This window comes from Paenimyroides aestuarii (assembly GCF_024628805.1).
GTDB classification, from domain to species: domain Bacteria; phylum Bacteroidota; class Bacteroidia; order Flavobacteriales; family Flavobacteriaceae; genus Flavobacterium; species Flavobacterium aestuarii_A.
The window spans coordinates 2914746-2929927 of the sequence record NZ_CP102382.1 but is presented as its reverse complement, the minus strand read 5'-3'; the positions used below and the strand labels follow the sequence as shown (position 1 = coordinate 2929927).

Here is a 15182-nt window from a genome sequence, read left to right as displayed (position 1 = left end):
TGTTTTTCACGATACAATTCCTTCTTTTAAAATGTCGTGCAAATGAATGATGCCGGCATATTGATTATTGTCTGTAACCACAAGTTGTGTAATTTCAAATGACTCCATAATGTTTAAAGCATCTTCTACTTTGGAGCTTAAATCAATTGATTTTGGATTTTTTGTCATTAAATCAACTGCAGTAATGGCCGAAAGATCGGTTGTTTTTTCTAACATTCTTCTTATATCACCATCGGTAATAATTCCCTTGATTTCATTGTTTTCTAGAACCGCAGTAACTCCCAAACGTTTATTAGATATTTCAAAGATAACCTCTTGTATGGTAGAAGTGGTTTTTACGGCTGGCTTGTTATTAGTATCTAAAATAGCGTTGATACGCAACAAAAGTTTTTTACCTAATGCACCGCCCGGATGAAACTTCGCAAAATCATTTGCTGTAAAATTTCGCATTTCAATTAAAGCTACAGCCAATGCATCGCCCAAGGCTAACTGTACCGTGGTGCTGGTGGTTGGCGCCAAATTGTTGGGGTCTGCTTCTTTTTCCACATAAGCATTAATTACAAAATCGGCGTTTTTTCCTAAAAACGAAGCGCTGTTTCCGGTCATTGCAATTAAAATATTGCCATCGCGCTTTAATAGCGGCACCAAAACTTTAATTTCTGGGCTGTTTCCGCTTTTGGAAATGCATAAAATAATATCATTTTTTGTAATCATTCCCAAATCGCCGTGAACAGCTTCGGCAGCATGCAAGAACATAGATGGTGTTCCTGTAGAGTTCAATGTAGCTACAATTTTTTGACCAATATGTGCACTTTTGCCAATTCCAGTGACAATTAAACGACCTTTTGTGTTAAAAATAGCCGTTACAGCGTTTAAAAAGTCATCATTTAAAAAGTCGATAGCCTTTGTAATTGCATCGCTTTCAGCTTTTAAAGTGCTTTTGGCAGCAGATAATATGTTAAAATTGATATTCAAAACGCAAACGTGTTAGGTAAATTTTGATAAAACTAAAAGATTTGTATATCTTTATAATTGCAAATTTAGATAAAATAGCATAATTAAAAACATGAAATCAATCGAAATTGACTTACATAAAGAATTAAAAAAATATTTTGGATTCAGTCAGTTCAAAGGATTGCAAGAACAAGTTGTAAATAGCATTATTTATGGCAATAATACTTTTGTAATCATGCCAACTGGCGGCGGAAAATCTTTATGTTACCAATTACCTGCGTTAGTGTTAGAAGGAACTGCAATTGTGGTGTCGCCCCTTATTGCTTTAATGAAAAACCAAGTCGATGCCATTCGCGGCTTATCAAACGAAATCGGCGTGGCTCACGTTTTAAATTCTTCGTTAACAAAAACAGAAATCACACAGGTTAAAGACGATATTAAAAAAGGTGTTACCAAACTTTTATATGTTGCTCCAGAATCGCTTACAAAAGAAGAATATGTTTCTTTTTTAAACTCGGTTCCGCTGTCTTTTATCGCCATAGATGAAGCACACTGTATTTCGGAATGGGGGCATGATTTCAGACCTGAATATCGAAATTTACGCAATATCATCCGCAAATTGGGCGATATTCCGATTATTGGGTTAACTGCAACTGCCACACCAAAAGTGCAAGAAGATATTCTTAAAAACCTTGAAATTCCCAATGCAAATGTGTTTAAGGCATCGTTCAACAGACCCAATTTGTATTATGAAGTACGACCAAAAACAAAAAATATCGAATCAGATATCATTAAATTTATCAATCAATTTAAAGGTAAATCGGGCGTTATTTATTGTTTAAGTAGAAAAAAAGTAGAAGAAATTACTCAAGTTTTACAAGTAAATGGTATAACGGCTGTTCCGTATCATGCAGGATTAGATGCCAAAACCCGCGCCAAACATCAAGACATGTTTTTAATGGAAGATGTAAATGTGGTGGTAGCAACGATAGCGTTTGGAATGGGAATCGACAAGCCCGATGTGCGTTTTGTAATTCATCATGATATACCCAAATCGCTTGAAAGTTATTATCAAGAAACAGGACGTGCCGGCCGTGATGGAGGCGAAGGTTATTGCTTGGCCTATTATGCTTATAAAGATATTGAGAAGCTAGAAAAATTTATGACAGGAAAGCCATTGGCTGAACAAGAAATTGGTTTTGCTTTGTTGCAAGAAGTGGTTGCTTATGCCGAAACATCTGTTTCGCGCCGTAAATTTTTACTACATTATTTTGGTGAAGAATTTGATGAAGTAAATGGGGAAGGAGCCGATATGGATGATAATTCGCGCAACCCTAAAACCAAAAAAGAAGCCCAAGACCAAGTGGTACTTCTTTTAAAAACCATAAAAGATACCAAGCAAATCTATAAATCAAAAGAAATTGTATTAACCTTATTAGGAAAAATAAACTCGATTATAAAATCCTATAAAACCGATACCCAAAGCATATTTGGCGCAGGAAAAGACTATACAGATAAATATTGGATGGCCTTGATACGCCAAGTATTAGTCGCAGGTTTTATTTCAAAAGATATTGAAAGCTATGGTGTTATTAAAATGACGCCACAAGGAGAAGATTTCTTAAAAAATCCGTCGTCTTTTATGATGACAGAAGATCATAATTACGAAGAAACAGCAGATGATAGCATTATTGTAAATAATAAATCATCAAATGTAGCCGATGAAGTATTGGTTGGTATGCTGAAAGACCTCCGTAAAAAAGTGGCAAAAAAAATGGGCGTTCCGCCGTTTGTCGTCTTTCAAGACCCCTCATTAGATGATATGGCGTTAAAATATCCAATTAGGATGGATGAATTAGCCAATGTGCATGGTGTGAGCGAAGGAAAAGCTAAAAAATACGGTAAGGAATTCTTAGAGCTAATCAATAGATATGTAGAAGAAAACGATGTAATTCGTCCTGATGACTTGGTGGTAAAATCTACAGGTGCCAATTCTGCTTTGAAATTATTTATTATTCAAAGTGTGGATCGAAAATTATCGTTGGAAGATATTGCCGCTGCAAAAAGTCTAGATATGGATTTGCTTTTGAAAGAAATGGAGCAAATTGTATATTCAGGCACGAAACTGAACATCAACTATTGGATTGATGATATTTTGGACGACGACCAGCAAGATGAAATCAAAGAATATTTTATGGAAGCTGAAAACGACTCTATTAAAGCGGCTTTAAAGGAATTCGACGGTGATTATGATATTGAAGAATTGCGTTTAATGCGTATAAAATTTATTAGTGAAGTAGCCAATTAATTTTTGTTGAATGAAACAGTTAAGCTTTGCAATTGTAGCGTTTTTCAGTGTGTGCAGTATCTTTGCTCAAAGCAACGATGCAAATCAGAATTATGCAAAAGCTTTAGTGAACTATGATGATTACAAAGGATTAATAGCGCAAGTAGAAGATCACAGAACTGAGCGTTTAATTGATTTTAATACATTTTTAAAAATGAGCAAAGAAGAAAATGTAGTTATTTTAGACACTCGTTCCACTTTTCGATACAACTTAAAACACATTGAAGGTGCGGTTCACTTAAGCTTTAGTGATTTTACACAACAAGCATTACAAGCATTAATTCCTGACCCCAAAACCAAAATTTTGATTTATTGTAACAACAATTTTGAAGGCGATCAAGTGAATTTTGCCTCTAAAGTTGCTGGCTCAAACTCTAAAGCACCAGCTGATACGCAACCTTTGACATTGGCGTTAAATATACCAACCTACGTTAATTTATATGGATATGGTTATAGAAACGTTTATGAATTAGACGAACTAGTAAATATAAATGATCCCAGATTAAAATTAGAAGGAGTTGGGGTGAGGTAGGAAAGCGCAAATGCTTATGCAATATCGCTGTACAATTCCCCTCGATGCGGCTTTAGTATATCGCGCAATTTTCGCATTAAATCGTCATTTACTACGATAAAAGCAATAGCATGCATTTCATTTATCTGTTCAAACCCGGTAATAGTAATGGGTAAACCTTCCATTTGTATGAATTGTTTCAAATGAATTTCCTGATGTTCTGCAGTTTTCAATGCATCATATCCTCTAAAATCCCAAATTAACTTGATTTGTCGTTCCATGCTTTTTAAATTTCAGTAAATTTAAAACATCCTTTTTAAATCAAAACCATAATTAATGTACTTTTGTATTTTCAAATTTGCTTTATAAAAAAATGCCTCAAGAAATACAATTACAAGTTCTTCCCCAAATAGCAGTTGACAACCAATTGCTGACAGATTATGTGGCAAAATTAACACATACATCGGTTCATGACATTCAACATATATCCATTTTAAAACGCTCTATCGATGCCCGCCAAAAACAGATAAAAATAAATTTAAAAATTCATGTTTTTTTTCAAGGCGAAGAAGTAGTGCATCGCACCATTCATTTTCCCGAGTATAAAAATATAAAAAACGCACCTGTTGCCATTGTTGTTGGTGCAGGTCCGGCTGGATATTTTGCGGCCTTGCAATTAATTGAATTAGGTGTGAAACCAATCGTTATAGAACGTGGAAAAGACGTACGTGGTCGCAGAAGAGATTTAAAAGCAATTAATGTGGATCATATTGTAAACCCTGATTCCAACTATTGTTTTGGCGAAGGAGGTGCAGGAACCTATTCAGATGGTAAACTATATACCCGCTCTAAAAAAAGAGGCGATGTAAACCGAATTTTAGAGCTTTTGGTAGCTTTTGGCGCATCGCAAGATATTTTGGTAGAAGCGCATCCCCACATTGGCACCAATAAATTGCCCAAAATCATGGAAGATATGCGCCATAAAATTATTGAATTTGGCGGCGAAGTTCTTTTTGATAAACGGGTGATCGATTTTGATATTAAAGGCAATGAAATAAATGGAGTAGTTTTGCATACGGGAGAAAAAATTCCTGCGCGCCAAGTGATTTTGGCTACCGGACATTCGGCACGAGATATTTTTGAATTATTAGATCGAAAAGAAGTGCTCATTGAAGCGAAACCTTTTGCTTTGGGAGTTCGGGCAGAACATCCGCAATCGCTTATTGACAGTATTCAATATTCTTGTGATTTTAGGGGAGAATACTTGCCACCGGCACCGTACTCCATCGTAAAGCAAGTAAACGGTCGTGGAATGTATTCTTTCTGTATGTGTCCAGGAGGAGTTATTGCACCTTGTGCCACCAATGTGGAGGAAGTGGTAACGAACGGATGGTCGCCTTCAAAGCGCGATCAAGCTACGGCGAACTCAGGAATTGTGGTAGAATTGAAATTAGAAGATTTTAAACCATTTCAAAAACATGGTGCTTTGGCAGGAATGTATTTTCAAAAAGAAATTGAAAACACCGCCTGGAAAGTAGCTGGTAAAACACAAAAAGTCCCTGCGCAGCGAATGATTGATTTTTCCAATAAAAAAATATCCGAATCCCTACCCAAAACGTCTTATGTTCCCGGCGTGGTTTCGGCTGAATTGGGGGATGTTTTCCCGAAATTTTTAACAGGTATTATGCGCCAAGGGTTTCAAGAGTTTGGAAAAACAATGAAAGGATATTTTACAAACGAAGCCATTTTGCATGCACCCGAAAGCAGAACATCATCGCCAGTGCGTATTCCAAGAAACGAGGAAACTTTAGAACATCTGCAAATAAAAGGTTTGTATCCTTGCGGAGAAGGTGCTGGATATGCCGGAGGAATTATTTCTGCAGCGATCGATGGCGAAAAATGTGCCATTAAATGTGCCGAACAAATTTTTGGTTATAGAAATTAAATTAATAAAAGTACGTGCTTTAAAGGAAAATATGTGTACTTTAAAACATTAAATCTAAAAAAAAATATGGAATTAAAATTAAATCGTCCGATATGTTTTTTCGATTTAGAAACAACAGGAATTGATGTAGCAAAAGACAGAATTGTAGAAATTTCGATATTAAAAATCTTTCCAAACGGAAACAAAGAAAGCAAAACATGGTTGGTAAACCCAACGGTTCCTATTCCGGCACACGCCACAGCTGTTCATGGAATTACCAATGAAAAAGTTGCCAATGAACCCACTTTTAAAGAATTAGCAGGTCAGGTTTATAATATGATAAAAGACGCCGATTTGGCAGGATATAATTCCGACCGATTCGATATTCCGCTTTTAGCAGAGGAGTTGCTTCGTGCCGATGTAGATTTTGATATGAAAAACCGTGTGTCTATTGACGTGCAAACAATTTTTCATAAGAAAGAAGAGCGTACATTGAGTGCAGCTTTAAAATTTTATTGCAATAAATCGCTTGATAATGCCCATTCTGCAGCAGCTGACACCGAAGCAACTTATGAAATTCTGAAGGCACAATTAGATCGATACGAAGATTTAGAAAACGATATGAAAGCCCTTTCTGTATTCACAACTCGTAAAAAATCAGTAGATTTTGCCGGATTTATCGCTTTAAATGATAAAGGAGAAGAAATTTTTACCTTTGGCAAGCATAAGGGGGCGCTGGTAGATGATGTTTTAGAGCGCGAGCCAGGTTATTTTGGTTGGATACAAAACGCGGATTTTCCTTTATACACCAAAAAAGTTCTAACAGGTATTAAATTGCGAAAACTGACTAATAAATTTTAGTATGAAAATTATTTGTGTAGGAAGAAATTATATCGATCATATCAACGAGCTTTCTAATCAAAAGCCTACTGAGCCTGTGCTTTTTATGAAACCCGATACCAGTGTGTTGAACAATGGAAATCCGTTTGTAATACCTGAATTTTCAGCCGATGTGCATCACGAAGTAGAAATTCTTGTAAAAATCAGTAAAGTGGGCAAATATATTCAGCCAAAATTTGCCGATAAATACTACAATCAAATTGGTTTAGGTATTGATTTCACCGCGCGCGACCTGCAATCGAAGTTAAAAGAAAAAGGTTTGCCTTGGGAAATTGCAAAAGGTTTTGACGGATCGGCCGTTATTGGTGATTTTGTTGATAAAACAAAGTTTGAAGACTTGCAAAATGTGTCTTTTCAGTTAAAGAAAAACAGCGAAACCGTGCAAAGCGGCAATACGAAAGATATGCTTTGGCAAATCAACGAGCTAATTGCTTATATATCGCAATTTTTTACATTGAAAACGGGCGATGTGATTTTTACCGGAACACCAAGCGGCGTTGCAAAAGTGCATCCAAATGATGAATTGGAAGGATTTATAGAAGGTGAAAAAATGTTTAGTTTTAAAGTAATCTAAATGAAAGCAGCAATTATAACCATTGGCGACGAGCTGCTGATAGGGCAGGTGGTTGATACAAACAGTGTTTTTATAGGGCAACAGTTAGAAGCAATTGGCTGTAAAGTGATTGAAAAAATAGCTGTTTCGGATACATTTCATCAAATTATTGAAACATTTGAAAAATACCAAAACAAAGTTGATTTAGTGCTTATTACGGGTGGTTTAGGTCCCACAAAAGACGATATCACAAAAAAAACTTTTGCCCACTATTTTAATGATGAATTGGTAATGAATACGGCTGTTTTAGATCATGTAACCCAACTCATTGCCAACTATTACAACCGACCGTTAAACGAAATGAACCGATTGCAGGCTTTAGTACCTTCAAAATGCGAAGTGCTTTTTAACGATGTGGGCACCGCTCCGGGTATGTTAATGGTTAAAGAACAAACGGTTTTTGTGTCATTGCCTGGCGTTCCATACGAAATGAAATATTTAATTACCGAAAAGTTGTTTCCCTATATAAAAAAGCACTTTCAGTTAGATGCTATCGTGCACAAAACCGTGCTTACAGTAGGTATTGGTGAAAGTATGTTGGCTGAAAAAATAGCGCTTTGGGAAGACAGTTTGCAGCTTCAAAACATTCATTTGGCTTATCTGCCACAGTTTGGTTTGGTGCGCTTGCGATTGAGCAAAACAGGTGATTCTGTGGAAGAAATAACTCAGGAAATTGATGAGAAGATTAAGGAGTTGCAACAATTAATTCCCGCATTTTTCATTGGTGTCACAAATACCGATACTTTGTTTGATGAGGTGGTACAATTGCTGAAAAAGAGCGGTTTAACGCTTGCAACAGCCGAAAGTTGTACCGGAGGAAGTATTGCTCAAAAACTCACTTCTATAGAAGGAGCTTCGGCTTATTTTAAAGGCAGTGCCGTTACTTATGCAACAGAATCGAAGATAGCTGTTTTAGGTGTTCAGCAGCAAACAATTGAAACTTATAGTGTTGTAAGCGAAGAAGTTGCCAAAGAAATGGCGGTTGGTGCAAAAAAAATATTTCAAACAGATCTTGCAATAGCAACTACCGGAAATGCCGGTCCGCTAAAAGGTGATGCCGATGCAGAAGTAGGAACCGTTTGTATTGCATTTGCGTATGAGGATAAAGTAGAAAGCTTTACTTACAATTTTGGAAAACCACGCCACAAAGTAATTCAAGCAGCTGTTGAAAAAACATGGTTGCTTTTGTATCAATATATAAGGTTGCAAATAAAATCGACCTAAAAAATAGAGAGGTGTTATCTATTAAATAAAAAAAAGAAAAAGAACACTTGTTTAAATAAATTTTAATTCGTTATTTTGCACACTGATTTTAAAAGTAAGAAATAATGTCAAGAGTTTGTCAAATTACAGGAAAGCGCGCGATGGTTGGAAACAACGTATCACACGCTATGAACAAAACTAAGAGAAAGTTTTCTGTTAACTTAGTTAAAAAGCGTTTCTACATCGCTGAAGAGGATAGATGGGTTACTTTAAAAGTATCAACATCTGCATTAAAAACAATTAACAAAAAAGGTATTGCTGCGGTTCTTAAAGATGCTAAAGCAAGTGGATTATTAAAATAATTCCATTCACCATTAAAATTTTATCAAGATGGCAAAGAAAGCAAAAGGAAACAGAATCCAAGTAATTTTAGAATGTACAGAGCATAAAGCAACAGGATTACCAGGTACATCGCGTTACATTACTACAAAAAACAAAAAGAATACTCCAGATAGAATGGAAATCAAAAAATTCAATCCTATCTTAAAGAAAGTAACAGTTCATAAAGAAATTAAATAATTTAGTTAGTCATGGCAAAGAAAACCGTAGCAACATTACAAGGAGGTTCAAAAAAATTAACCAAAGCTATTAAAATGGTTAAATCTCCAAAATCAGGCGCTTACACGTTTGTAGAGTCAGTTATGGCTCCTGAATTAGTGGATGAATTTTTAGCAAAAAAATAATCATTCAACAATAAATCATAAAAGCTATCTAAATTATTAGGTAGCTTTTTTTATTTTCTAACAAATGATATTTATCAAAAATTGTTAAATTAATATCTGTATATTTGTTTCATAAAAATTGTAGTATATGAGTTTTTTTAAGCGTTTATTTTCATCAGAAAAGAAAGAAACACTTGATAAAGGGCTTGAGAAATCAAAAACCTCTTTTTTTGATAAATTATCAAAAGCGGTTGCCGGTAAATCAAAAGTAGATGATGATGTTTTAGATGATTTGGAAGATGTGTTAATCACTTCAGATGTTGGTGTGAATACCACTTTAAAAATTATCAATCGAATTGAAAAGCGTGTTGCCGAAGATAAATATTTAGGAACCGATGAGCTGAACAAAATTTTGCGCGAAGAAATTTCCGGATTGCTTTCTGAAACCCAATCGGGCGAAGCTACAGAATTCGAAGTTCCAAAAGATAAAAAGCCATATGTAATAATGGTTGTTGGTGTGAATGGCGTTGGAAAAACCACCACAATTGGCAAATTGGCATATCAGTTCAAAAAAGCAGGACACAAAGTTGTTTTAGGTGCGGCAGATACGTTTCGTGCGGCGGCAATTGACCAATTACAAATTTGGGCAGATCGCGTGCAAGTACCTATCGTAAAACAGCAAATGGGGTCAGATCCGGCTTCGGTTGCTTTTGATACCTTAGAATCGGCAGTGGCGCAAAATGCCGATGTGGTAATTATTGATACCGCTGGGCGTTTGCACAACAAAGTAGGTCTAATGAACGAACTTACAAAGGTGAAACGCGTGATGCAAAAGGTTATTGGCGATGCACCACACGATGTGATGTTGGTTTTAGACGGATCAACCGGACAAAACGCGTTTGAACAAGCAAAACAATTCACGGCAGCAACAGAAGTATCTTCTTTAGCAGTCACAAAATTAGACGGTACAGCAAAAGGCGGTGTGGTGATTGGTATTTCAGATCAATTTCAAATTCCGGTAAAATACATCGGAGTGGGCGAGGGCATCGAAGATTTGCAAGTGTTTAATAAATACGAATTCGTAGATTCATTCTTTAAATAATGAGAAAAATTTTAAGTTTTATTGTATTTGCAACTGTTTTGGTATCGTGTTCAAAACCCATTTCTGCAGAACAGCTCCAACATTTGAATGGTTATTGGGAAATAAGCGAAGCAAAAACAGAAGAAGGCGATTTAAAAACGTTTCAATCAAACAACAATGTAGATTATTTTCAATTGAATGGCGATAAAGGAACGCGAAGCAAAATAGTACCTCAGCTAAATGGAAAAGCGCAATCAAACGGTATTCAAGAGCAATTTGTGGTAATCGATTCTGCCAACGCCACTTATTTGAAATATACTACGCAGTTTACAAAATGGACCGAAAAAATCGATCAATTGTCAAAAGATCAGTTGGTAATCATCAATAACAACAATGTAAAATACACCTATAAACGATATACACCCATCCAGATAAATGAATAACAAAAAATTCAATCCTCACAAAAGATTACACGAAGAATCATCTGTACAAAATGTTTTGGGAAAGATGATCGAAGGATACAATCTAGAGAAAGGTTTTGATAAATTAAACGTTCGCGAAGCATGGATCAATTTGCTAGGACCGGGAATTGCAAACTACACCCAACAGATTGAACTGCGCAAAAACACCTTATTCGTGTCGCTTTCATCCGATGTGCTTAGAGAAGAATTAAGCTACGGAATTGATAAAATAATAAAAATGATCAATGAAAGCTTGGGAAAGGAAATTGTAAAAAAAATAATTTTAAAATAACTCATAATTTTTTATGAGTTATTTTTTTGCCGAAACAAAATAATTTGTATATTCGATTAAAATACAAAACATTATGAATAGAAAAATACTTTTAGCAGCAGTTTTATTAGCGTCAATTTCCGTACATGCACAAAGTTTTAACAATCGTGCATCATTTTGGTTAAAGCCAAATAAAACAAATAACACCGCACAAATGTTCAACAAAAATGCAGCGGTAAATGGCAATAGCAATCAGTCATTAACGACCTCAATTGGTGCTGGAAATTCTAATTTCTATATGGTTTTCAAATCAGAAGACGGTATTGAAAAAGATTTGATGAACTTTACGTTTACGTGTGCACAACACGCCGTTACCACTCATAATATTAATTACCACGATGCATCTACAATCGATCAAAAAAGGCGAACAGGTGCTATTGTTAAATATGGTTTTAACTACCCAAATGCCACAGGTGATAAGAATTATGTAACCATTATTGATACTCCGAATGATTTAACCGATGTGTATGAGGTAATCTATGTAAACGATACGTTTACCGAATTAGATCATCAGCAAATTCAAACGTATCTATCTATTAAATATGGAATTTCATTGATTGATAATGCCAATTATGTAGATGCAAACGGAAAACAAATTTGGAACCACCAATTGAATCCAGCCTATAACAATACCATTACAGGTTTGGGAAGAAGCGATTATTTTGGTTTAAACAAATTGGAAACAGTAAATTCTGTTGATAAGCGCTTAGCAATCAGCAGTGATGGTTTTGCGAATAACGAGTATCTTTTTGTTGGATCAACTAACGAAAAAACAAACTTTGTTAAAGAAAACGATACAGAAATTCTAGATTCTTCATGGTTGGTTCAAACCAATAAAAAACCAGCGGTTGCAAACTTGCGTTTCAATTTAGGAACTTTAAAAACCACTGGAACGTATCAATTGGCAATTAACCCGTCAGCAACTACTTTTGAGAATGATGCGAACGTGTTGCGTGTTGAAGGAAAAGTACAAGGCAATGAATTGGTTTTTGAAAACGTAGTTTTTGATACAGATGGTAATGGTTATGATACTTTTTCAATAGTGCATACCACACAATCTAAACAAACTACAAAACCGGAAATTGTATCTAATTTAGATTCAAAAGTTAACGCGTATCCAAACCCGGCAAGCATCAACGAAACGGTAAATGTAACTTACAATTTTGGAAAACCAACCAATTTGAATATTCATGTGTTCACATTAGATGGCAAATTAGTAAGTAAAAAAGAGGTAAACAACATAGAAAGTTATGTTTTTGATACCACATTCTCGTCAAATGGAGTATATCTGATTGTATCAACCTATAACGGTGAGGTTACCACAAACCGAATCATTGTAAAATAAACAAAACATATTTCACTAAAAGCACCCTTTTGCATAGAAGGGTGTTTTTTTATTCCTATTAAAAATTGTATTTTTGATTTTTGTAATACCCGATATGATAACCGAAGAACAAGTAATTTTAGTAAACGAAAAAGATCAGCCCATTGGTTTAATGCCCAAAATGCAAGCACACCAAGAAGCATTATTGCACCGTGCGTTTTCGGTTTTTATATTGAACGATAAAAACGAAATTATGCTGCAACAACGCGCTGCTCACAAATACCATTCTCCGATGTTGTGGACCAATACTTGTTGTAGTCATCAACGCGATGGCGAAACCAATATTCAAGCCGGAACCCGCCGTTTGCAAGAAGAAATGGGATTTACCACAAGTTTAGAAGAAGTTTTTTCGTTTATCTACAAAGCTCCTTTTGACAATGGATTAACCGAACATGAATTTGATCATGTAATGGTGGGATATTACAATCAAAAACCCGAAATCAACAAAGAAGAAGTAGAAAATTGGAAATGGATGAGCGCCGAAGCAATTAAAAGCGATATGCAAGTGCATCCGGAACATTATACCGAATGGTTCAAAATTATTTTTGATAAATTTTACCATTATATTCAACAAGTTCAGAAAAAGTAAGTTATGAGAGTTACAGTTTGCAGAAAAGCACATTTTAACGCAGCACACCGTTTGTACAGAAAAGATTGGACCGACGAGAAAAACGAATTGGTATTTGGCAAATGCAATAACCCCAATTTTCACGGTCATAATTATGAACTTATAGTAGAGGTAACCGGTACGGTAAATCCAGAAACAGGCTATGTGATTGATATAAAAGAGTTAAGCGATTTGATTTATGAAGAAGTAGAGCTTCCTTTTGATCATAAAAACTTAAATGTAGATGTGCCCGATTTTAAAGATTTGAATCCAACGGCAGAACATATAGCTTATGTGATTTGGAACAAATTGCGAAAACGCCTGCCATTAAAACTAGATTTAGATGTAACGCTGTATGAAACCCCAAGAAATTTTGTAAAGTATTGTGGTTTATGATTATTTTAAAGAAAATCATTTAAGAAAATTTGTAAATTGCACCCTTAATTTATCCGAATAAGTTACAATTGAATTCGACACCCAAACATATAAATAAGCACAACCTTCAATCAAAATTTAAAAGCTATCCGCTTTATTTTCAGCCTATTCTGAAAGAACGAATTTGGGGTGGCGAAAAATTAAAGGCATTAGGCAAAAAACTTCCAAGTAAAAATATAGGAGAAAGTTGGGAAATATCTATGATAGATACCGATGTAAATGTGGTTACAAATGGTATTTACCAAGAAAAAAACCTGGCCGAATTGATTCATTTGTATCCCAATGAAATATTAGGAACAAAAGTATATCAAAAATACGGCACGCAATTTCCTTTGTTGTTTAAGTTTTTAGATGCCAAAACCGATTTATCTATTCAGTTGCATCCAAACGATGAATTGGCAAAAAAACGCCACAATTCATTTGGCAAAACAGAAATGTGGTACATTATGCAAGCCGACGATGATGCACGGATTATTTTAGGATTTAAAAAGGATAGTTCGCCCGAAGAATATATACAACATTTGCAAAACAAAACCTTACCCAATGTTTTGCAGGAATATTACGTTCAAAAAGGAGATGTGTTCTTTATTGAAACCGGAACCATTCATGCCATTGGCGGTGGTATTCTTTTAGCAGAAATCCAGCAAACCTCAGACATCACATACCGCGTTTATGATTGGGATCGGGTAGATGATCAAGGAAATGAGCGGGAATTGCATGTAGATTTGGCTTTAGAAGCAATCAATTATAAAAATAAAGATCCAAAAATTCAATACCAAAAAAAGGAAAATGAAGCAATTAATTTAGTTGATTGTCCTTTTTTTACAACAAAAATAGTTTCATTGACCTCTTTGTATGAAGTAGCCAAAAATAGTGATTGTTTTTTGGTGTATATTTGTACCGAAGGAAGCGCACAGTTAACCGCAAACAATGAAACATTTCAGGTACAGCAAGGCACAACCATTTTAGTACCTGCGCAGTTAACCAATTTTGCATTCACTGGAAATGCAACCTTATTAGAAGTATTTATTAATGAAATATAAGTGATTATTATGGCAAATGTTAGAAATTTAAAGAAAGACATTAATTTTGTTTTAGGCGATATTATAGAAGCAGTTTATATTTGGGAAATGTCCACAGCAGGAAAGCCAACCCAAGAATCAGAAGCGATTATAGATGAAGCAATAGAAAAATTTGATGTTTTAATCGAAAGAGTGAACAATAAAAAGGTAGAAAACAAAAAAGCGCACTTTAAAGCAATTTATTCAGATTTAGAAGAAACTGCAAATCAATTAGTTGAAAAAATCAATAAATTGTAATAAAAAAAAACATTAAAAAATTTACGGTAGCTCTTGCAGAATCAAAAAACAGCAGTATATTTGCAACCGTAAATGAGTCGCCTCTGTAGCTCAGCTGGCTAGAGCAGCTGATTTGTAATCAGCAGGTCGTGGGTTCGAGTCCCTCCAGAGGCTCAAGTTCTTTTAACAATTGAAAATATTATTTTGCCTCTGTAGCTCAGCTGGCTAGAGCAGCTGATTTGTAATCAGCAGGTCGTGGGTTCGAGTCCCTCTAGAGGCTCTAAATTTTCAATAAAAGTACTAATTTACATTTTGCCTCTGTAGCTCAGCTGGCTAGAGCAGCTGATTTGTAATCAGCAGGTCGTGGGTTCGAGTCCCTCCAGAGGCTCTAAAAAAACTCCTAAAGCAATT

At 35.3% G+C, this 15182-nt stretch carries 19 protein-coding genes and 3 tRNA genes; 20 read left to right on the top strand and 2 right to left on the bottom strand.

Annotated elements, in window-relative coordinates; all coding sequences use genetic code 11:
* Positions 1-6: 6 nt before the first annotated feature.
* A complete protein-coding gene (locus NPX36_RS14180; protein ID WP_257499375.1) occupies positions 7-975 on the bottom strand; it encodes a KpsF/GutQ family sugar-phosphate isomerase in 969 nt (322 codons plus the stop codon).
* Between the two features lie 91 nt (positions 976-1066).
* Here NPX36_RS14180 and NPX36_RS14175 point away from each other — a divergent pair, with 91 nt between their 5' ends.
* Positions 1067-3262 carry a RecQ family ATP-dependent DNA helicase gene (locus NPX36_RS14175; protein ID WP_257499374.1) on the top strand — a complete coding sequence of 732 codons (2196 nt, stop codon included), beginning with the start codon at positions 1067-1069 and terminating at the stop codon, positions 3260-3262.
* A 10-nt stretch (positions 3263-3272) separates the two neighbouring features.
* Entirely contained in the window at positions 3273-3833 is a 561-nt protein-coding gene (locus tag NPX36_RS14170; protein WP_257499373.1) for a rhodanese-like domain-containing protein, read from the top strand.
* Positions 3834-3847: 14 nt separating this feature from the next.
* On the opposite strand, the gene NPX36_RS14165 is transcribed toward NPX36_RS14170, so the two are convergent.
* Entirely contained in the window at positions 3848-4093 is a 246-nt protein-coding gene (locus NPX36_RS14165; RefSeq protein WP_257499372.1) for a hypothetical protein, read from the bottom strand.
* Positions 4094-4185: 92 nt separating this feature from the next.
* Here NPX36_RS14165 and NPX36_RS14160 point away from each other — a divergent pair, with 92 nt between their 5' ends.
* From NPX36_RS14160 to NPX36_RS14075, 18 genes are all read left to right on the top strand, one after another.
* The gene (locus tag NPX36_RS14160; RefSeq protein ID WP_257499371.1) at positions 4186-5757 is read left to right on the top strand and encodes an NAD(P)/FAD-dependent oxidoreductase; all 1572 of its coding nucleotides are present in this window, start codon (positions 4186-4188) and stop codon (positions 5755-5757) included.
* Positions 5758-5823: 66 nt separating this feature from the next.
* Entirely contained in the window at positions 5824-6597 is a 774-nt protein-coding gene (locus tag NPX36_RS14155) for a 3'-5' exonuclease (protein ID WP_257499370.1), read from the top strand.
* 1 nt (position 6598) lies between these two features.
* A complete protein-coding gene (locus tag NPX36_RS14150) occupies positions 6599-7210 on the top strand; it encodes a fumarylacetoacetate hydrolase family protein (protein ID WP_257499369.1) in 612 nt (203 codons plus the stop codon).
* Positions 7211-8473 (top strand): CinA family nicotinamide mononucleotide deamidase-related protein, encoded by a 1263-nt coding sequence (locus tag NPX36_RS14145; RefSeq protein ID WP_257499368.1) that lies wholly within the window; start codon positions 7211-7213, stop codon positions 8471-8473.
* 104 nt (positions 8474-8577) lie between these two features.
* A complete protein-coding gene (rpmB, locus tag NPX36_RS14140) occupies positions 8578-8814 on the top strand; it encodes a 50S ribosomal protein L28 (protein ID WP_257499367.1) in 237 nt (78 codons plus the stop codon).
* Positions 8815-8842: 28 nt separating this feature from the next.
* A complete protein-coding gene (gene rpmG / locus NPX36_RS14135) occupies positions 8843-9031 on the top strand; it encodes a 50S ribosomal protein L33 (RefSeq protein ID WP_091521250.1) in 189 nt (62 codons plus the stop codon).
* Between the two features lie 11 nt (positions 9032-9042).
* The gene (locus NPX36_RS14130) at positions 9043-9195 is read left to right on the top strand and encodes a DUF4295 domain-containing protein (protein WP_257499366.1); all 153 of its coding nucleotides are present in this window, start codon (positions 9043-9045) and stop codon (positions 9193-9195) included.
* A 127-nt stretch (positions 9196-9322) separates the two neighbouring features.
* A complete protein-coding gene (gene ftsY / locus NPX36_RS14125; protein WP_257499365.1) occupies positions 9323-10276 on the top strand; it encodes a signal recognition particle-docking protein FtsY in 954 nt (317 codons plus the stop codon).
* Positions 10276-10698, top strand: a complete 423-nt coding sequence (locus NPX36_RS14120; RefSeq protein WP_257499364.1) for a hypothetical protein — start codon at positions 10276-10278, stop codon at positions 10696-10698. The genes ftsY and NPX36_RS14120 overlap by 1 nt, the downstream gene beginning before the upstream one ends.
* Entirely contained in the window at positions 10691-11008 is a 318-nt protein-coding gene (locus NPX36_RS14115; RefSeq protein WP_257499363.1) for a DUF721 domain-containing protein, read from the top strand. Before NPX36_RS14120 ends, NPX36_RS14115 begins: the two co-directional genes overlap by 8 nt.
* 73 nt (positions 11009-11081) lie before the next feature.
* On the top strand, positions 11082-12392 hold the full coding sequence (locus NPX36_RS14110; protein ID WP_257499362.1) for a T9SS type A sorting domain-containing protein: 1311 nt from the start codon (positions 11082-11084) through the stop codon (positions 12390-12392).
* 97 nt (positions 12393-12489) lie between these two features.
* Positions 12490-13020, top strand: a complete 531-nt coding sequence (gene idi, locus NPX36_RS14105; RefSeq protein ID WP_257500759.1) for an isopentenyl-diphosphate Delta-isomerase — start codon at positions 12490-12492, stop codon at positions 13018-13020.
* Positions 13021-13023: 3 nt separating this feature from the next.
* Positions 13024-13434 carry a 6-pyruvoyl trahydropterin synthase family protein gene (locus NPX36_RS14100; protein ID WP_257499361.1) on the top strand — a complete coding sequence of 137 codons (411 nt, stop codon included), beginning with the start codon at positions 13024-13026 and terminating at the stop codon, positions 13432-13434.
* Positions 13435-13502: 68 nt separating this feature from the next.
* Positions 13503-14516, top strand: coding sequence for a type I phosphomannose isomerase catalytic subunit (locus NPX36_RS14095; protein WP_257499360.1), 1014 nt, complete (start codon positions 13503-13505; stop codon positions 14514-14516).
* Positions 14517-14525: 9 nt separating this feature from the next.
* Positions 14526-14792 carry a hypothetical protein gene (locus NPX36_RS14090; protein ID WP_257499359.1) on the top strand — a complete coding sequence of 89 codons (267 nt, stop codon included), beginning with the start codon at positions 14526-14528 and terminating at the stop codon, positions 14790-14792.
* 79 nt (positions 14793-14871) lie between these two features.
* A tRNA-Thr gene (locus tag NPX36_RS14085) sits at positions 14872-14945 on the top strand.
* Between the two features lie 32 nt (positions 14946-14977).
* A tRNA-Thr gene (locus NPX36_RS14080) sits at positions 14978-15051 on the top strand.
* A 34-nt stretch (positions 15052-15085) separates the two neighbouring features.
* Positions 15086-15159 (top strand) — tRNA-Thr (locus NPX36_RS14075).
* Positions 15160-15182 lie beyond the last annotated feature (23 nt).